14 protein-coding genes and 1 pseudogene are annotated in these 20,694 nt (G+C 39.4%); all 15 read right to left on the bottom strand.

Features of this window, described 5'->3' with window-relative positions:
• Positions 1-98: 98 nt before the first annotated feature.
• Entirely contained in the window at positions 99-1,505 is a 1,407-nt protein-coding gene (gene gndA, locus ACLEXF_RS08015) for an NADP-dependent phosphogluconate dehydrogenase (RefSeq protein WP_407259700.1), read from the bottom strand.
• Positions 1,506-1,645: 140 nt separating this feature from the next.
• Positions 1,646-3,043, bottom strand: coding sequence for an undecaprenyl-phosphate glucose phosphotransferase (gene wcaJ / locus ACLEXF_RS08020; protein WP_117053763.1), 1,398 nt, complete (start codon positions 3,041-3,043; stop codon positions 1,646-1,648).
• A gap of 59 nt (positions 3,044-3,102) precedes the next feature.
• Entirely contained in the window at positions 3,103-5,496 is a 2,394-nt protein-coding gene (locus ACLEXF_RS08025; protein WP_407259699.1) for a hypothetical protein, read from the bottom strand.
• A gap of 22 nt (positions 5,497-5,518) precedes the next feature.
• The gene (locus ACLEXF_RS08030) at positions 5,519-6,553 is read right to left on the bottom strand and encodes an acyltransferase family protein (protein WP_407259698.1); all 1,035 of its coding nucleotides are present in this window, start codon (positions 6,551-6,553) and stop codon (positions 5,519-5,521) included.
• 30 nt (positions 6,554-6,583) lie between these two features.
• Entirely contained in the window at positions 6,584-7,684 is a 1,101-nt protein-coding gene (locus ACLEXF_RS08035) for a glycosyltransferase (RefSeq protein WP_407259697.1), read from the bottom strand.
• Positions 7,659-8,780, bottom strand: coding sequence for a hypothetical protein (locus ACLEXF_RS08040; protein WP_230128020.1), 1,122 nt, complete (start codon positions 8,778-8,780; stop codon positions 7,659-7,661). The genes ACLEXF_RS08035 and ACLEXF_RS08040 overlap by 26 nt, the downstream gene beginning before the upstream one ends.
• Before the next feature lie 6 nt (positions 8,781-8,786).
• A complete protein-coding gene (locus tag ACLEXF_RS08045; RefSeq protein WP_230128017.1) occupies positions 8,787-9,857 on the bottom strand; it encodes a glycosyltransferase in 1,071 nt (356 codons plus the stop codon).
• A gap of 14 nt (positions 9,858-9,871) precedes the next feature.
• Positions 9,872-10,855 (bottom strand): polysaccharide pyruvyl transferase family protein, encoded by a 984-nt coding sequence (locus tag ACLEXF_RS08050; protein ID WP_230128014.1) that lies wholly within the window; start codon positions 10,853-10,855, stop codon positions 9,872-9,874.
• The gene (locus tag ACLEXF_RS08055) at positions 10,845-12,062 is read right to left on the bottom strand and encodes a hypothetical protein (protein ID WP_230128011.1); all 1,218 of its coding nucleotides are present in this window, start codon (positions 12,060-12,062) and stop codon (positions 10,845-10,847) included. The genes ACLEXF_RS08050 and ACLEXF_RS08055 overlap by 11 nt, the downstream gene beginning before the upstream one ends.
• Positions 12,063-12,124: 62 nt before the next feature.
• Entirely contained in the window at positions 12,125-14,281 is a 2,157-nt protein-coding gene (locus tag ACLEXF_RS08060; protein ID WP_407259696.1) for a polysaccharide biosynthesis tyrosine autokinase, read from the bottom strand.
• Between the two features lie 19 nt (positions 14,282-14,300).
• Positions 14,301-14,732, bottom strand: coding sequence for a protein tyrosine phosphatase (locus ACLEXF_RS08065; protein ID WP_269077179.1), 432 nt, complete (start codon positions 14,730-14,732; stop codon positions 14,301-14,303).
• On the bottom strand, positions 14,732-15,871 hold the full coding sequence (locus tag ACLEXF_RS08070) for a polysaccharide export protein (protein WP_407259695.1): 1,140 nt from the start codon (positions 15,869-15,871) through the stop codon (positions 14,732-14,734). The genes ACLEXF_RS08065 and ACLEXF_RS08070 overlap by 1 nt, the downstream gene beginning before the upstream one ends.
• Positions 15,872-16,015: 144 nt before the next feature.
• The gene (locus ACLEXF_RS08075) at positions 16,016-17,449 is read right to left on the bottom strand and encodes a capsule assembly Wzi family protein (protein WP_407259694.1); all 1,434 of its coding nucleotides are present in this window, start codon (positions 17,447-17,449) and stop codon (positions 16,016-16,018) included.
• Positions 17,450-18,404: 955 nt separating this feature from the next.
• Complete coding sequence (locus ACLEXF_RS08080) at positions 18,405-19,034, bottom strand: phosphatase PAP2 family protein (protein ID WP_069734090.1); 630 nt, start codon at positions 19,032-19,034, stop codon at positions 18,405-18,407.
• 360 nt (positions 19,035-19,394) lie between these two features.
• Positions 19,395-20,323, bottom strand: a pseudogene (galF, locus tag ACLEXF_RS08085) (GalU regulator GalF).
• Positions 20,324-20,694: the final 371 nt, after the last annotated feature.

Below are 20,694 nucleotides of genomic sequence, written 5' to 3' on the forward strand. Positions count from 1 at the left end.
TTAATACTAGCAAATCATAATTCAACCAATTGATTTATATGAACGCAGCCAAGAAAGTCCTGAAAATCAGGACTTTCCTGAATGCGTGTAGTCTTAAACTAACTCAGCCATTCTGTGTGGAATACACCTTCTTTATCAATACGCTTATAGGTGTGCGCACCAAAGTAATCACGCTGAGCCTGAATCAGGTTAGCTGGCAGAACTGCGGAACGGTAGCTGTCGTAGTAGGCAATTGCGGCGGAGAACGTCGGTACCGGAATACCATTCTGCACGGCATAAGCCACGACATCACGCAGCGCTTGCTGATAGTCATCAGCGATCTGTTTGAAGTACGGCGCCAGCAGGAGGTTAGCAATGCCAGCGTTTTGCGCATAAGCATCGGTGATCTTCTGCAGGAATTGCGCACGAATGATACAGCCAGCGCGGAAAATCTTAGCGATCTCGCCGTAGTTAAGATCCCAGTTGTATTCATCGGAAGCAGCACGCAGCTGGGAGAAGCCCTGAGCATAGGAAACGATTTTACCGAGGTACAACGCACGACGCACTTTTTCGATAAATTCAGCTTTATCACCGGCCGACTGAGCCTGCGGACCACTCAGCACTTTCGACGCGGCTACACGCTGGTCTTTGAGCGAAGAAATATAGCGAGCAAACACGGACTCGGTGATCAGGGACAGAGGTTCGCCGAGATCCAGTGAGCTCTGGCTGGTCCACTTACCGGTACCTTTATTTGCAGCTTCATCAAGAATAACATCAACGAGGTACTTACCTTCTTCATCCTTCTTGGTGAAGATATCTTTGGTAATATCGATCAGATAGCTGCTCAGTTCGCCTTCGTTCCATTCAGTGAAGGTTTGCGCAAGCTCTTCGTTGGAAAGCGCCAGACCACCTTTCAACAGTGCATAAGCTTCGGCAATCAGCTGCATGTCTCCATACTCGATGCCGTTATGAACCATCTTCACATAATGGCCAGCACCGTCAGCACCGATATAGGTCACACATGGCTCACCGTCTTCAGCAACTGCAGCAATCTGCTTCAGAATCGGAGCAACCAGCTCATAGGCTTCTTTCTGCCCACCAGGCATGATGGAAGGCCCTTTCAGAGCCCCCTCTTCACCACCGGAAACACCGGTACCGATAAAGTTAAAACCTTCGGCAGACAGCTCACGATTACGACGGATAGTGTCCTGGAAGAAGGTGTTACCACCATCAATGATGATGTCGCCTTTATCGAGGTAAGGCTTCAGGGAATCGATGGCGCTGTCAGTGCCAGCCCCAGCCTTCACCATCAACAGGATACGACGTGGTGTTTCAAGGGATTCAACAAACTCTTGTACTGTGTAGTAAGGGACCAGTTTCTTGCCTGGGTTTTCGGCAATCACTTCTTCGGTCTTTTCACGGGAGCGGTTGAAAACGGAGACGGTATAACCACGGCTTTCGATGTTCAGCGCAAGGTTACGCCCCATCACGGCCATACCGACAACCCCGATCTGTTGTTTGGACATTACTTACTCCTGTCAGATATAGTACTACGAAACTTCACAACTGATAAAAAAATAATATATAACAAATTAAATAAGACGTATAGTGGAAAGTTAAAATTGTAAATAAATGCTACTAATCAGGTGGAAATCGAAAAAAATAATTAATATGCTGTTTTACTGATAAAACCTTTAAACACTGTTAAAAAAATAATCTTTAAATCTAACCATACACTCCACTCACGGATATACTCAAGATCATATTCAACGCGCTTTTGCATTTTTTCCAAAGTATCAGTTTCACCGCGCCAACCATTAATTTGTGCCCAACCTGTAATTCCGGGTTTAACTTTATGACGTAACATATACCCATCAATTAAAATTCGATATTGTTCATTGTGTGCTACAGCATGAGGGCGAGGTCCCACAATAGACATTCCCCCAAGCAAAACATTAAAAAACTGAGGTAATTCATCAAGAGAGGTTCTTCTAAGAAAACGACCAACTTTAGTCACTCTGACATCATTTTTTGTAGCCTGAGTTACTACGTTGTCGTTCTCCATAACGGTCATACTTCTAAATTTCCAAACTTTAATTGGTTTACCATCCATGCCATATCTTGTCTGTCGAAATATAACAGGCCCCTTGGAGGTAAGTTTTACTGTTACAGCAATAACACAGAGGACAGGAGATATTAATATTAAAATCAACATGGATACGATAATATCTTCAATTCGTTTGAACACCATATTGATACCACTTAAAGGCGTATCAAACAACGGTACAACAGGAACACCATTTACTTCTTCTATCTTTGACTGGAGAATATTGAAAGTAAAAATATCAGGAATCAACATCACAGAACAAGTTGTGTCGGTTAACTCCCTAACAATTTTTTTCAATTTTTTTTCATCAGCCATATCCATGGCAATATAAATACGGTCTAATTTCCCTTTTTTTGCGTCTTCAACTAACTGAGTGAAATCACCCGCATAATTAATTCCCATATTATCTGGTAATGGCGTATCATTGTAAATTCCTGCAACTACAAAACCTAACCACGGCTCATCCAAAAAGCCCTTGAGTAAATTGAACCCAACAGGCATAGATCCAGCCACTGCGACTCTTCGTGTATTATATCCTAGTTTGCGAACTATACCGGCCAAAAATCTGATAGAGGAACGACTTAATACAAAACCGACATCAACAAAGACATACCATTGGAATATGAATTTAAAGCTAAGATCGTAATCTATAAAAATAGAAAATACACCGCTAGCAATCAAAATGCTAAGCGTCCAGTTCTGAATTATCAAATTTAATTCAGTTAAAAATTTAACACCTCGCCAAGAGCGATAAAAGTCAGTAATCCCCCCAATCATCTGGAAGATAACAAGGACCAACAGGGCTAACAACAAATGAATATAACCAATCGTTATTTGATTCAGCTTACATATAAAATAAACACCTACAAATATAATAAATATATCTGAGAATCTTTGTAACATTGATATAATAGAAGCATTTGCTTTCGATTTCGCTTTATTTTTGAAAACCGTCATAATATATTATTCTCATGCTAGTTTTAAATGCAGATTTATGAAGGCGTTGTAATGGCCAACTAATGTAACTTGCCAATCTTATGCCAGCCATTTGCAGTATATATAATACCAATATCGCTACCAATTTCTGGCTTGAGTGAATATAAAACTTCACCAACACTTGCTGTATATAATGGTGAAATGTTATTCATATCATTCGGATTATAACCATCAATACCTTGAATAGTCTTAAATGAGTTTCCAACCATGTAAAACGGCCCGTAACCTTTACCTGAAACATCGACATTCAAGGGAATATTCGAAGTATTCTTAGCTAGGTGCAATAAATGCACATCTTTGAACTTTGCTAAAAAAACCTCTTTTCCATTAATATTAACTTCTGTTTTCTGCAAAGAAATATTATAAATGCTATCACTGCTAAAATTAAACAACAGAGGGGTACCAGGCCCAGTTACTTGTGCTGATTGTATAACGTTACTTACTATATCAACATTATTTGAGGTGATATCAAAAATAGCGACATTAGATAATTCGCCAAAATAAAAATTATTACCTTTAAATTTTACACCTGATGACTTTGTCACAATGAATGGTTTAGCAACTTTAGACATAGACACTTCATTTTCATCAAAACATATATGCGAGTTACTTAATAGTTGAAAAAAACCACTAAAAATGTTATTTCTAAAAATAAAAGAATGAGCACCATCATTTCCTAAAGCTATCTCACATGGATTTAAGGATTTATTAATAAAGGTATTCCCAAAGAACTTCACATTCGCATTATATGTAATATGAGAGGAAGAGCCTTCGTATGCCTCATCAATTACAAATGTATTTTCGATTAGCGCGAGACCAGTTACAATTTTATTATCCTTAGAATCGAATAACTTACCTTTCTTTGTTGTTAAAAAGTAATTATTTTTGACGACAAGATTATTTCTATTAGCAAGAAATACGGGGTACATATCCGACTTGACATAATTCTTTTCAATAAGAAGGCTCATATTTGTATCATTATTTTCTGCCCAAGTAGCGCCACCTAGGCATGAACGCTTAAACTCAAGCCCTCCCTGAGGACACTTAATACCGGAGCATTGGAGCATATCAACCCAATTCGACGATATCGTGCATCGGGTACCACTGGCAAAAATTGGTAGATAACAATTTAATACTACATTACCGTCTATTATGGCATCAACATAACTCTCAGTTTTTATTCCGATAGTGTATCCATATACAACGTTGTTTCTAAAAACTATTCCACTGGAGAGTGTATCTGAAATAAGATCCTTATTCTTTAACCAATTTAGCCTCGGCGGAGGGACATCATTATCTCTTGTTAACGAATACTCAGCCCAAATACCAATATAACCGCAAATTGTGCCCTGCATCTCGGTTTGATTATCGAGGGAAGAAAATTTTGATTTGTAAACACGTTTATTCCATACGATACAATTCTCAACAATTCCTGAAAAACAGGACCAAAGAAAGCAAAAACCGCCATCCGAATCTTTAGCCATGTTTCCATCCGGAGAAACAACATTACCTGCTGAAACATTATTCCCTTTACAGTTCCTAACTTTAGGAAAAAAGCATTTTTTTATTACAATTCCATTGCCATATACTTCATTAATATATACATTCTCTATTGTAGGCAAATATGCATAGTAAAAATAAATTGCATTTGTACCAACGGAAAAAGGTGAAGGATGAGTAAGATCCAGTTCGTTTAAACTATGGCCGCCTTTATTTTTTTGATTTGAATAGTCTATTGAGAAATCTTTTAAGATAATACAGGGAAGATAATCATCAGAATCTGTACCAATAAAAGAAAAAAGCACAGGCTCTTTAATTAATTTTCCATCATGATTTGCAACGGGATCAATATTTCCAAAGGCAAAAATAGTTTTTTCACCATTGCCAACTATTGTAAATGAATTTTTAATATCATCTTTAACAAGTGAGATTCGTTGCTCACCAATGAAATAATAACCTGCCGAAAATTCTAGGACACCACCATTATGCGCAATATATTTGATCGCGCGAACAATTTCTTTGCCACACTCTGTATTCTGAGACTGGACACCAAACCATTGAGCCTGCACATTCCCTGAAAAAACACGCAACCATCCGTAGCTTTCATTAATTCGGAAGAAGACCCCCCCATCGTCTTTATAATCAGTATTTCTAATAGCTAAAAAGTAACCATCTTGAAAGGGGTTTGAATTTGTTGAAAAATAACATTTTTCATTTTCAAAATTAAAGCTAATATTTTTAATATTTTCTATTCTATCAACTACAATAACTCGAGACGTATGTGTGTTTATATTGGAGGATGTATTAGCATTTGCTTTCGGTGGGAGAATACTAGCAATAAATGGCAACGTTAAAAGGTTAAACAACCACCCTCTTCTGTTCACATTTACTATAGAATTTTCATGCTTATTCATGAGGTCCTCGGGCAACGGGCTGTTATACAGATGCAGTTTTATTAAGTCTAAACCTATCCTTAATATAAGTATGCAGAGGTCTCTCTATAAATAAATAAACAAAAATGCCGACAACGCAAGAAGAGAATAAAAGAACAGTGGAAAATAACAGTGATGATGTTAATAATCCAAAATGCTTGCCGATTATAGCTACTGGACTAAGCACAAATGGGTGCGTAAGATAAATAGAATATGAGGCATCCCCAAGAAGGACTCCCAATCGAGAAATGAAATTATTGTTGTAGTTACGTAATAATGATTCAAACCCAATCGTGCCTAGAAATACCAAAACCATAGGCACACCGGAATGGATAGTTCGCCCAAAACTTGTCTCAAGAAACCCATGCTCGTTTTGATAAAACATCAAGAATGAACCAAGGCATATCAATACTAAGCTATGTATATAAGATAACGAAGTCTTTTTATATAAAACAAAACAGAAAATCCCGAAAATGAATTCTAACAATATTGAATCGGTTAGGAAATTCAGAAACGGAGATAAATCAGTCACTTCATTTCTTAATATAAATCCGAATGAAACTAAAATGGTGATTACGCAGGAGCAGATAACGAGATATATATTCTTGAAAATAAGAGAAATGCCAAATATTAAATAGAATAAAAATTCATAACTTAAGGTCCAACCATTTTGCACCAGGTATTTATCACCATTAGGGATAAGAGTAAATGAAGCAAAGATACTTGTTTCTCCCCCAGAACTATTAACTAAACTTGGGGCTACAATATACACCACTAAAGCCAGTAATGTAACAAGCCAATACAATGGCAGAATACGCTTACAGCGTGCAAATATAAATTTAGTGAAACTGATATTCCTATTATGTGTTGTATAACACATAATAAAGCCGGATATAATAAAAAATAGATCTACACCAGAACCTCCGATGTGAAACCATTGAAAAGAATTAATATTATATTGCAGTCCCTTGAGACTAATATGCGAAATTACAACAAATAAAGCAGCAATTGCGCGGAGAAATTGTACAGAGATAATCATATAGAATCCTCGAAAAAATAAGCAGTAGGACTATTTTTTAACATCTTCGCTCATGTACAAATTCATCGTGCGATTGATCATATTTGAATCAGTATATAGCTCATTAAAGATCACATTCCCATGAATTCCCATTTCCTTAAATTTAACAGGCTCATACATTTTTATGGTCTTCAATAAATCTTTAGCTATATTAATATCAAAGAGAAGACCATTTTTATTATGTTCTACAACTTCAGGTAGTGAGGTTGCATTACTTGCAATAATTGGAAGCCCATAACTCATTGCCTCTAATGGAACCATAGCAAAACCCTCCCATCTTGATGGGATGACAAGGCAATCAGCAAACGCTAGGTATTTTGAAATTTCTTTTGAAGCCATCCATCCTGTATAAGTTATATTTTCCGCATCATCATATTTGAAATCCGAATGTACCGAACTACCAATGGCTGTAAGATGAAAATCAGTCCCCTTGAGACTATTCATTGCATCCAATAATAAGTCAAATCCTTTTTGATAATCAAATCTTCCAATAAATAACAGGTTAATCTTACTCGTATTATATGGATTCAAACATTCAGGTGGTATATCTTTTACTACAGGAACTCCGTTATGAATAACATGAAGTTTTTCTTTTGGCATTCCAACCATGACTGCTTGTTTTTTTTCATAATTACTTACACATATAATAGCACTTGTAACCTTTGCCAATATTTTTTCAATGGTAATGTAAAATTTATTTTTAAAAACCCCATTATTACTCATTAAAAAAGAAAAGGCATGCGGACAATAAATTACACGTGGTCTATTCAAGGGGAATAACAAAAAGGTTAAAACCCTTCCTATAATTCCAGCGAATGAACTATGTAAATGTATTACATCCGGTTTTTCTTTTAGTAATGTTTTTAGCAATGCAAATGTAAATTTAATTAATGAGGTTACATTTCGGCCCGTTCTTTCAAAACCTATAATATATTGACTCTCAAGAGGTTCTAGCTGTGACGACTGGCTTGAAGGAACAATACATCTTACACGTGAAAAAGCCCCAGACTTTACTTGATATAATGCAAGCTGTTTTAAAACAGTTGCCACTCCACCCTGAATTGTTTCAGCCGCATGTACTACTTTCATCATCCCTCTCTATAGAATTCGATTTGTTAGCGAAAATAACGTAGAAAAACAATGGATAGAATGGAGCAAGATGCCTCACATAGCTTCCATAGTCTGGTTCAAATAAACTTTGTGTTAAAGTGAATGAAAGAATTAAGCATGCGAGTGCTATGCATGAATTATTTCTAACTTTTTTGTTTTTCTGTAATTCTATTTTTAATGCATACCAAAACTTATAATATAGCATAATTACAAGAAGTGATATTACAATATAATACAAAGATAAAGACAATATTAAAGGAAAGGGAAGCATGAATGAAATCCATGTCAATGAAACATTCAGCCATCCAACTATTAACCCTCCTCCGGGGATAAAAGGCAGTATCATTGAGTTTGCATTCTCATTGCCCTGATCAAGTCGCACATCATTAACAATTTTCCTGAAATTATCTACATCAACACCCAATGCTATCTGTAAAAGAATAGCCAAAAAGAGCAAGGCTAATATACAAATTATAAATAACTTATTTGTTTTATTAATTAATCCACAGACTAAATACAACCCCCAAAAGACACCTAAAAAAAGAAACCAATATGTTCTAAAGTAAAATGCATAAAAGGCTGCGAGTATTGTCCAACATATTAACCCTGCAGTTCTTTTTTTTGTTAAATACAAAAAAGGTAAAATTATTAGGAAAACGATAAAGTCTTTACTTAATAATGTCATATATATGACAGACAATAGCATATAAAAATAAAGTAAAGCTATATCAATAAAACTTAATGTATTCGTTCTGTTTTTTACATGAATATAAAAACCGAATACTATTATTATTGCTGCAAATATTGAAAATACAAAAGACGTTCTCCCTACGCCTAAAACTTTATAAAAGAGGGCTGTATTAGCAAATGAATCACCTGGCACTAAACTTTTGGCATACTGAATATAATCAGCGATTGTATTTGCATCAAAGAAAAAATATTTTGGGATAACAGTCTCTTTATATACAGCTAAAAAGAGCAGGAATGCAATTGCCATATACCATATAAACAACGATATAAAAACATCATTTTTAGATCCTGTCTTTTTATCTGACGAAATTAAGCGAAATACTTTCATTGCACCTCACTCATATTTTTTATTATAAAGTGAAATATGTTTTTCAACTGCATACTGTATTGTATACTCTTGACTATTATGCAATGCATTGTAATGAAATTCATTTAATAGTGCTGTATTACTTGTTAATTCATATAATTTATCAGCATACTCTTTGCAATCTTGTGAATTTACGACAATACCGTTGCCTACATGCTCAACTATTTCACGACAACCACCAACATCAGTAACAATTACAGGTAATCCCGTTAATGTTGCTTCGATAAGTGCAATAGGTAAACCCTCCCATGCTGATGACATAGCAAAAATGTCAACAGTTGGCATAATTTCTTTAATATTATCGCAGTTCCCCAAAAATTTAACTTTAGATAATAACCCTATTCTAGTTGCATAATCCTCTAATAGCTGACGTTCCGGCCCCTCACCCGCTATCTGCAAATTAATATTTAAATTTGGATTATGCGCCAATGCATCAAGCATCAGTTTGAAATTTTTTTGTACAGTTAACCTACCAGCCATTAATATTCTTAATGGAGAACCCGGATGATAATTATCTTTTTTAATAACTCTGTTTTCGGCTACACCATTTGTAATTAATGTCACAGGTTGTCTGGCGATGTTTTTTAACATATCCTGACATGCTCGACATATTCCTATATAATCATCAATGCCTAAATCGAGTAATTTATAAATGTTTTTATTTGCACCAAGATCAATATTATGATGAGTATAAACTTTCCTCTTTGCTTTCGCAAAAAGTGAGAAAACGGCGCCATAGTATAAATGAGAATGCAGAACATCCGGTTTAAACAAGTGAACAACTTTCCGTAACTTAAGAATCCCCTTTAACGGATTTTTTTTACAGCTGTTTCCAATAAAATCATACTGTATTCCTTTATTCCTTATCTCCTCCAAAAAGAGCATTTCAAATGATGTATCTCTGGCTATTTCTTTAGCATGACTTATAAATAAAATAAAAACGTCATGACCTTTTTCAGCCATTGCTATAGATAGATCTTTGACGTACATTTCAGCCCCTCCTGCGGCAGGAGAGGATATAATATGTAAGACTTTCATTTAAACCCCTGAATTTATTTAAACTGAGTTTTCCATTTCTCTATTTCAGAATTTGGCAAGGTAATTTTCGTATCGAATTCTTCGCTGTATATTTTGCAGTAATCGCTTGAACTCATATCACGAGGAATGACTTTAAGATTGAAATCTTTTTTCTTTTCTTCCGCCCTATTATCCACTGATATAATGATACTTCTCCTTTTCTTTTGCAATGCACGAATACCTGCATGCAAACGCGTACCAATATATTCCAATGACTCATCACTATTAAGCACTTTATCAAAATCATATAAATTAGGCGGAACTACGATAATGTCTTTCACAACATCACCAAAACTATTAAAGTAGACATAATCCTTTGAACCTTGAACCCAGAAATAAACTTTATTATATGATTTTAATAGTGAGTTTATAAGCTCTAAGTCTTTAACTTTATCTTCTCTATAATCAGTTAATGTGAAAATAACATTTTCTGATTTATAGGATGGAATTGCTGCACAGTGTTCTTCTGTAAGATCCCACATCGTCGGGCATGATGTATTAATAACATTTGATATCCCTGCATTTTGCAGCATTTCTAAAGTATAGTTGTCCCTTACTGAATGGAGATAGTCACAAGAAAGAAGTCGTTTCAATAATGTCTTTGTATAAAAATCCGGTTTGCCTTGATAATTTTGCCAGCCTACACCTAATGTTATTACATCTTTCATGAATACAGAATTAAGAAACCCAACGTTCCATTGACGATGCAACATCATTTTTGAATTAAGACAGTTCGTCCCGCATAAAAAATTTATAGCTATTTCTTTTTGGCGTTTAAATCCAACTCTATTAATTCTTTCATGTGTTGGGAAACTAACTTTTTGCGCATTATCAAAAACGGAATTAATCCTCTTATAGGCTGAATCCATAATAATGTAATCGCCTACGTTCATTGATGAGATGCTGGTATCTAACACACCAATTTTACTTTCGACAGTATTTAATTGTTTATTTTTCATTTAAAACTCCATCCTTTTTCAAGAAAAAATAATATGCAACAGAACAAAGAATACCATTAGCCAATACCATTAACGCTATGACATTTTGAGCAGTAAATATAAAGGAATATGCTAAAATATATGTAAACACAACTCCAAACAAATTTGAGTAAAAGGTTTCTTTATGTTTTTGAGCTGACTTCAATACATAGGCATAATACTTAAACACCCCCGTCAATATTTGATATAAAGCTAATAAAATAAATGGGATAGAATACTTTAAATTCCCACCATAATAAAATATGTAAATGACATATATAGATAATGACAATGGTATAGAGATTAAAAGCCCATTTCGCCAATACATCTTCCATTGTGTTTTTATATAATTAATATCATTTGATACATATGCGCGTCTCAAGTCTGGCATCAATTTATTTTCTATTGAAGCAAAATAAATTGAAATAATACCAGTTAAACTCAAACACAACCTGCTCACGACAAGTTCATCATCTGATATTTTACCATATAAAAACACAAACAAGCCCTGAGTAGAAAGCCAAAAACAAATCATGGATATAGCAGACCATCTACCATAAACAAAATACTCTTTAATTTTATGGTAATAATTTTTATCCTCTATATTTCCTTCTTTTGCATCAGTCTTTCTTATTATTAAGTTACTGATAAGAAGTGCACACGAAGCAATAATTAGCCCTATAGCCAATAGATATACATATGGTTGATAACTTGTCGCGCCTTGTAAATATAATAACCAATAACCAACACCTATAAACATAGATAAGACAACAGTGGTTATTGCTGATATTATTTCTTTATTTTCAACATATAATGTTCTACGAAGAAAATCATACATTGGGTAACTTACTGATACTAATATTATTTGAATTACGTCATAACAATTCCCGTTTTGTTTTAATATATATACTGCAGAAATTATTACACCTGTCAGCAATGACAAATTTATTGCAAATTTCGACCCAAAAACAAAATTATCTGAATTCCGATTGGCTGAATGAACCCAAAAGGGTGTAATTACTAATGCAACAACAACAATTAATGAAAATGAAGCATATGTGTTTATAAGAATATATTTAGCAGCCAACTCTGAACTTAAATATTTGGATACAAAAGCAATAGTACCAACATTAAGTAATGAGAAAAAAAACTGATCTATATACTTATATATGAAACCCAACTTTCTCATTTTAATCTCATTTGTGTCTATCCAACGTAGTAAAATCCCTTTTACTACGTTGGTTTAGGATGTTATTTTTTCTGATTATCGTATGAATAACCATAATGGTTATATCCGTAACCATAATAGCTACTAGCCTTTTTAACTACACCATTAAGTATACAGCCACGAACCAGTACACCACTTTGCTCAAAACGTTTAACGCTAACAGCAATTTCCTTCGCAGTGTTTTCCTCAAATCTTGCAACCAAAAGAGTTGTCCCAGCATAACGACCAATAATTGCAGCATCAGTCACAGCTAAAATTGGAGGAGTATCAATAATTACAAGCTCATAGTTATCAGAAGCCCATTTTAATAATGCTTCGAATCGTCGGTGCATTAATAATTCCGCAGGATTTGGTGGGACCTGGCCTCTTCCTATATAATCAAATTCCGCACTTGGAATTCGTTCTATTACACTTTCAACTGAACTTTGTCCTGACAAAACATCTGAAAGCCCATGGATGTTTTGTCCACCAAGCATCTTATGCACATAACCTTTACGAAGGTCAGCATCGATGAAAAGAACTTTTTTGCCTGTGGAAGCTATGGTTGCCGATAAGTTAGTACTGATAAATGTTTTCCCTGCGTTCGGGCTAGCACCTGAAATCATTAAAACATTATTTTTTGCTTCCATCATTGCAAAATGCAGGCTAGTACGTAAGCTTCTAATAGCTTCTACAGCTAAGTCCGCAGGGTTTTCAATTGCCAACAGCTTTTCAGATTCATTTTTTTTCAGTTTTATCTTACTAGAGTTTTTAGTAAGCCATTCTGAAACAGGTATGCTAGCATAAACATTTATCCCCATTTCCTCCAATTGTTCTGGAGACTCTATACCTCTTCTTAAATAAACTTTAACAAGCACAATACCAATTGAAATAAACAACCCTGCAAGAATTCCAACAGCAACCACAATTAATGATTTCGGCTGTATCGGTTTTGGTTCTGTTATTGCTTGGTCAATTATTCTCACATTACCTATTGCACTTGACTTTGCGATATTTAATTCTTGTTGTCTATTTAACAACTGCAAGTAGACTGCTCTACCAGACTCAACATCTCTACTCAATCGCAAAACTTCTTGTTGAGTAGAAGGCATAGAACTCACGCGTTTGTTCAGTTTGGCTTTTTCTTCTTGTAAAGTTTTTTTCTTCTCCATTAACGCTTTGTACGTTGGATGTTCTTTAGTATAAAGTTGCGAAACCTCAGCCTCCCTAAAAGTTAGAGAGTTTAATTGATTGTCTACATTTACAATCTGATCGAGGATAGATTTTGCCTCCATAGTTAAATCTACAGAGTCTTTTTGCTTCCGATAATTGTTTAACTTATCTTCCGCAGCATCTAAATCACTTCGGACTTTTGGTAATTGTTCATTTAAAAATTCTAAGCTTTTGGCATCCTGAGCTGCCTGTCTTTCAACGTTCTGTGCCAAATAGTTCTGACTAATGCTGTTCAGAATTTCTCTAATTAATTTTGGATCCTCCCCTACTAACGTAAGGTTAAGCATTCCAGTATCTTTACCTTGATCTGCCACATTGAATTTTTTTTGAAGGTCATCAATTTTTTTTAATTTAGTTTCATATCTTATATAAAATTCTGTTCCGGGATCAGCATTAATCTTATCAATAAGAATGCTAATGCCATTATTATTTAAAAGTGTTCCAACAGTGCCATTTATAGTTATGTTATCTGTAACAATCTGGTATCTTCTTTCATCCAGTATTTTTAGCAGAATATCCTGACTTTCATCGCCATTACTAGGGATATATAACTTTTTTACATCTACAGAACCTTCATTTAAACCCAAAAGACGAGACAAGCCAGCACCGAGAACAGGAAAATGCTTTTGCTCTATTTTATATTGCAAGTTTAGATCATCGATCGTTTTCCCAAGGATCATTCTTGACTGTAAAAGCGATATTTCTGGAGCAGATTGTGGCTGGCTATCTGGAAGCATCTGACTCAAACTATTCAGTATTGCATTCCCCTGCTTTTGCTCTATTTGAATTAGTGCATTTGCTTGATAGACAGGTGTTGCTAAAAGGACATACACTAAAGCAACAAATGTCACAACAGCTGTAACTGCTATTATTAATTTACGATGATCAAGTATTTCACCTATTATTCTTCCCAGATCAATTTCGTCAGAATCTTGTGGTGAAGTTTTGTTATTTGCCAATGAGGACATACTATTCATTCCTAAATAATCAACCGAGTTTATTCGCCCAACCACTGCAACTTTGTTCTACTAGCTTATAAACTAGCTCAAACGCCTCTTCACTTTTTCGATACGGATCTGGAATTTCTTTGCCTCCTAGCCAATGCCCTAACAACATTGTTTTCCCTCTTACTTCTGGTGCTATCTGATTAATTTGCTGGACATGATAATGTTCCATTACTAACAGTAAATCGTAATTTCTTGCCATTGCACTTGTTAATTGCCGCCCCTCATGATTATCTAACGATATGTTATGCTTTGCGGCAATAAGAGCTGCTGTTTCGTCAGCTGAATGGCCTACCATTGCGCCTGTTCCAGCTGAATCTACTTTTAAACTCGGTAACAAATTCCGCAATATTCTCTCAGCAATAGGTGAACGGCATATATTCCCAGTGCATATAACTAGTATTGAATTAAACATTAATTTGGCCACCTTTTGATATAACGTACTGTTTCAGTCATATCATGAACACCGGTGATAGTCGGAACTAGCTGTGAAATTACACGATTCCAACGTACCAAAGGCGCAGTTGTGACATATACAATATCATATGGCTGTAACTGGAATTCCGTGCCTAATACCATTGCAGAAGCATCTTGCGCATTAAGCTGATAAATATTAGCAATTTTTCCCTGTTTATCACCCTTCAACTGTCGAATGACGAATACCCCTGTTGCGTCACTGAATGCTTGCGACATACCTTCCGCATTACCTAACGCTTCTGCCAGAGTCATCCCACTCCGATCCATTTTCATTGTGCTTTGTTTACCAACTTCTCCCATCACAAACACTTTAAGATCATCATTACGAGGGACAAACAGAATATCACCGGGATAAAGCAATCGGTTTTCGGTTAAATCCCCTTTTTGCATTAGAGCGTAAAGTGAGATTTTGGTGTCTTTACCATTATGCGTCAAAACAACATTCCGCCAGTCAGCGTTCTCTGATAAGCCCCCCGCAGCGTTTATAGCATCCATAACTGTTAAAGGGATATTAGTGATCGGTTGCTGACCTGATTTTGCAACTTCGCCAGTCACATAGGCTTTTTGAGAACGAAATGCAGCAATACTTACATCAACCTGTGGACTTTCAATATAAGTTGTCAAACGGCTGGCTATATCCTGGCGTACCTGGCTAAGTGTTTTCCCCGCCACCTGCACTTTACCGATATAAGGATAGAAAATGGTACCGTCGGAGTTAACCCAGTTACCAGTATCGCTGGCGCTACGGTACTGACCTGCAGGGGTAGTCAGTTCAGGATGGTCCCAAACAGTGACCATCAATACATCGCCTACACCAATGCGATATTCATAACTACGTAGTAAATTATCCAACTGTGGATTCGGACGCGCGAGAACAGTCTCCGGGCGGAGTTGATCAATTAAGCCTGGAGTCATCGGATATACATTAACCAATTTATCCAGATCGTAGTCGCTATCCGGGAGTTCAACCACGTTCTTACGTAGACTGTTTAATCCCTGGCCAGGGATAATTGTACAACCCGATAAAAAACCAATTGTCAACGCTAATGCCGAAAATCTAAAGATTTTTTTCTTCATAATGTCACATCATCAGTAAATCAAAATTTGCCAATTCCTGAGCAGCTGTCATAGCCATTGCTTCCCTACAGGCTTATGGAGAGATAAAAGCTGACTGCGTCCTGCAGCGCTACCACCCTTCTCCCCAGATTTCAGCATTCAGCCTTATAAACTAAATGGTATCTCTATCCCTGCGCTGGCCCCAACGTCATCGCTGTCGCTGTTGTTAGCGTTGGTATACCATAGGGAGGTATTCAGGCGGACCGACTGATAAACATCTCCGCTCCAGCCCAACTGCACACCTTTCAATGTGTCTGAATGAGGGAATGCTTTATTAATTGGTTGATCTTTTGGATTTACCTTGGCATATACCAAACGCGTACTCCAACGCTGATTGTCCTCTGTTATCAGCTCAACCTTACCGGCGAATAACTGGCCATCTCCCCCCATCGCATCCCCCAGCGGATAACCCTGCTGGTAGTAACCATCCTTATAGATATGATGAGTGTAGCTGTAACCATAGCGACTCATATTGGTCCGCGTGTCGTGCGCTTCCAAATACCAGTTCACCGCGTCCTTACCCCAGCCATGGTGGCCTTCGACACCGCCCAGATACATATTGGCAGAAGGCAGATAACCTGACTCATCCTCGCCGATCATCTGTCCATAGAAACTGACCGGCCAGCCGAGAGTTGGCTCGAGTTTAAACTTAAAGTCAAAGCCGGCCAGCTGGTTACCCGGTTCATTATCTGTTCCGGTATTATCATGGCCAGTGAAGCCATCCCAGAAGCTGCTAAATGACTCAGGCCGTCCTTCACCACCCCACTGCATAACACGCGACGCACCTAATTCTAATGACTGGAACGGTGTGAAGGTAAAGCGTCCGCCGATAATTTTGGCATGAGGCACAGCGGTATATTGATTCATCTGACTAGCGGAGATCTGGTACTGCCACGGGCCTACCCAGCGCAGCCACCAGGTTTCCGGCGCCGCCTGCTCGGCTCGCTGCATCAGGAAACCGGTCATCGGTCGCATTGCATCCCCGCGGATCAGGCTTCCTTCATAGCCCGGCCCCCACCACTGCGGAACCTGACCAAAGGAGAGCCACTGGTTCCAGAATTTCACCGCGCCGTAGGCGCCGTTGGCGTTGAAACGCGATCCGTTACTGATCCGCTCCCCCCCTTCGACGTTCCCCTGAAGGTGGACATCCCACCATTCGCCGCTGTTGTTAAACGCCAGGCCTAACGAGTTATCTGCCGGCTGCGTCTGGCCAAAACCCTGTGGGGTGCCCGGCTGATCGGTTGAAGTGTAGCCGGTGACCCGGAAATCCGCTTTTAGGGCAGACAGTCGCTGATTGATACGGGCCAGCACCACTTGTTCAGAAGAATAGGACGGTTTGGCCTTTTTTAGCGCCCTGGCGATCTCTTCCTGACTTAGCGGCCAGGTCGACAGGCTCAGATGGATGACCCCACGATCGGAAAGCCAGGCAAGGTCGTTTCGCAGATCATTATCATTTACTACTAACCCGGCCGCGTAAGCCTGGACTCCCAGTGAGGAAAGCAAGCCCAGCGTCACGGCAATGCGCGCAATTTTTATCATTGTACAAGATCCATTTTCAGCCCCGCTGTCGTATCTCAATGAGAATGAGGGGAATACCAAGATAGAAAGCGCTCGCGGCACCAGCTGACTTCACTGTGCAACACCGGCGAGGCAAGTACAGTTACCCTAAGCTGCTTGTTAGCCTTATAACTTCCACCCAGCTCACAATGTAGGCGAATTTTACCCTACAGGCTATCGATGAGACGGGAAAGTTGGTTTAAAGGTGATATCAGCAGCCGCTCCTGACCCTTTTTGAGGATATTTGATAAGCATCATAGATATCTCATCGCGTTAATCACCCAGAGAGTGTCGATTTTTATAGCCGTTCAAAGAAGGTGTTTTGTGTTGCAGCAGGTGGTTTCAGCGACGCTACCGCCCCTGGCTTAACAGCTACCAGCGCACTGACTACCTGAACGGCGTATTTATCGGCCTGTGGGTGATAAATTGGTCAGGCCTTTATTTTTTGCGGCGTTAAGTTTACGGGATTTCGGTCACAATTGGGAGTCTTGTTACCGAATATCTGCCATTTAATACCGCCTGCTCTTTTATTGGCAAAAATAAGCGGTCAACACTTAAGATTATTCACTAAGTTAAACGGCCAGACAGTGTCCCGTTGTTGCTAACCTATCAAGCATGAAGCTAACCATCTGTAAAACAAGATCTTTTACGTTAATGTCGCGTCGTTCAAAAATCAGATGATGGCGTCTAAGTCAACTACAATTTCTAATAGTTTCCTGGTAACGGAATATTCAGCAGACGTGCTCCAGGTTCTTTCTCATCGCATTTAAGAAACGTCTGAACACGGCTATATCCAGGCAAATATGCAATAGCAATGTAGTAGCACTTCATTATTTCATAAATATGAATTATCAATAGCCCGGCATATAGTAGATTATTTTCTTATTTGACTAATTAACCAGCAAAAACTTAATTTCCCCTGTAAAACAAATGGCAATTACCAGACCTGCTTGTACAGGTCGTTGCGGGTAAAGGGTTTATCCAGCGGGCCTACCGCAATAGCAATTTGCCCCAGCAGGGACTGAGTTGGCGCCTTATTGCCGCTATGCAACAGGATAAGCGGGACCATCACCAGGCACACAGCGCCGCCCCAGGAAATATTCACGCTATCCGCACGGGCGGTACGTTTTTGCAGCAGCAGGAACAAAGCGCTGCCGGCAGCGCCCAGCAGCAGGCCAGCTATCACTTCCGAGACGGAATGCGCATGGATGACCAGCCGTGAATACCCCACCACTGCGGCTAAAACATAGCCGGTGGCGACCGCTGCTCTTTGCACACCCGCCGAAAAACGAGCGCTGAGCAGCCATAAGAAGATAGGCCAGAAGGCCGCGGAGAGCGCTGAGTGGCCACTGAAGCCGGTGTAATCCAGCTCACGAATGCCCAGACCCCAGCCCATAAAGGCCAGTTTGGAGGCGCAGACAATGGCGCCGGTGATGCCGAACAGCAAACTCCACTGCCACGCCAGCAACCGCGACGTTTTACGCAGCATCAGGACAATAAACAGCGCCGCTGCGCTGGGCAGCAAAACGGTGCTATCGCCAAAAAATGAGATGAGTTGCCAGTTCATATACCTGTGATCCTTCGATGTTGTCCACTGCCGTGCTCAGGGATTATCCGTAATGTCTGTACCAGCTCGCATGCCAATTCATTTCACATTTTTATGCATGCAAGTGAGATGTTTAAAGCTGAAACATGATCGCAGTCAAGTTTTATTTTTGGCTGACGTTGACCGCTTTCCCTGCGCTTTAAGAATTGTCGCACTAAGTGACTATTCATAAAGCATTATTGCCGCTACTCCGACCATTGCACCACAGAGGCCAGAGACAAACTACCAGAAGTCTCCGAAGCCATACGTTTCTTTACAATCGTTATAACATTCACGTTATGAATAATTTCTGCATAACGTTATGAGCGGCAGGACAGATGTTCAGAGCCTGCCGCTCGGTCTCAGGCTGGCGTTCAGGCCAGCAGTTTTTTAATGCTTTCGCGGAATTTGGCGCCTTCTTTCAGGTTACGCATCCCGTAGGTGACGAAGGCCTGCATGTAGCCCATTTTCTTCCCGCAGTCGTAGCTTTCGCCGGTCATCAGCATCGCGTCGACGGACTGCTTCTTCGCCAGTTCGGCAATGGCGTCGGTCAGTTGGATACGGCCCCATGCGCCCGGCTCGGTACGTTCCAGTTCGGCCCAGATATCCGCCGACAGCACATAGCGCCCCACCGCCATCAGGTCGGAGTCCAGGGTCTGCGGCTCGTCCGGTTTTTCAATAAACTCAACGATACGCGCAACCTGCCCTTCCGCCACCATCGGCTCTTTGGTCTGAATCACGGAATATTCGGAGAGATCCCCCGGCATGCGTTTCGCCAGCACCTGGCTGCGGCCGGTCTCGTTAAAGCGGGCGACCATGGCGGCGAGGTTATAGCGCAGCGGGTCCGCAGTGCCGCCGTCGAGGATAATATCCGGCAGCACCACGACAAACGGGTTATCCCCGACGACCGGGCGGGCGCAGAGGATGGAGTGGCCGAGACCCAGCGGCTGTGCCTGGCGCACGTTCATGATAGTTACGCCCGGCGGGCAAATGGCCTGGACTTCCGCCAGCAGCTGGCGCTTCACACGCTGTTCCAGCAGGGCTTCCAGCTCGTAGGAGGTGTCGAAGTGGTTTTCCACCGCGTTCTTCGAGGAGTGCGTCACCAGGACAATCTCTTTGATCCCGGCGGCGACGATTTCATCAACGATGTACTGAATCATTGGCTTATCAACGATCGGCAGCATCTCCTTTGGAATTGCCTTTGTGGCCGGCAGCATATGCATGCCTAGTCCTGCGACCGGAATAACCGCTTTCAAATTCGCCATATTCATCTTCACCTGTTTGGTTGCAAAACACGCAGTTATGCAAAATTGTACATGTCACAAATCCATTGAAACTGATAATACACGGATACTGCCCGGGCATCTGCCCGCCAAATTCTTAAATTCACTGTCACCTAAAAGAATACACACAACTTCCATTTACCAACAGTTAGAGCTGAGAATAATCTTATTTTCGTTCAGGTTATTCAGCGGCTCGTTTCATGCACGGCGCCATGTGGCGGAGAGGCGCGCCAGGCGGGCTTTCCGGGGCGCCGTGCCCGCCACGCCGCGCCTGTGCCCGCAAAGAATAGATATAGATAATAAATTTTGCCAGACAATATATTTCAGCATAAACAGCCAGATATGGTGACATATTACCG

The sequence above is a fragment of the Klebsiella pneumoniae complex sp. WS1778 genome (assembly GCF_049472055.1).
Lineage (GTDB): Bacteria > Pseudomonadota > Gammaproteobacteria > Enterobacterales > Enterobacteriaceae > Klebsiella > Klebsiella quasipneumoniae.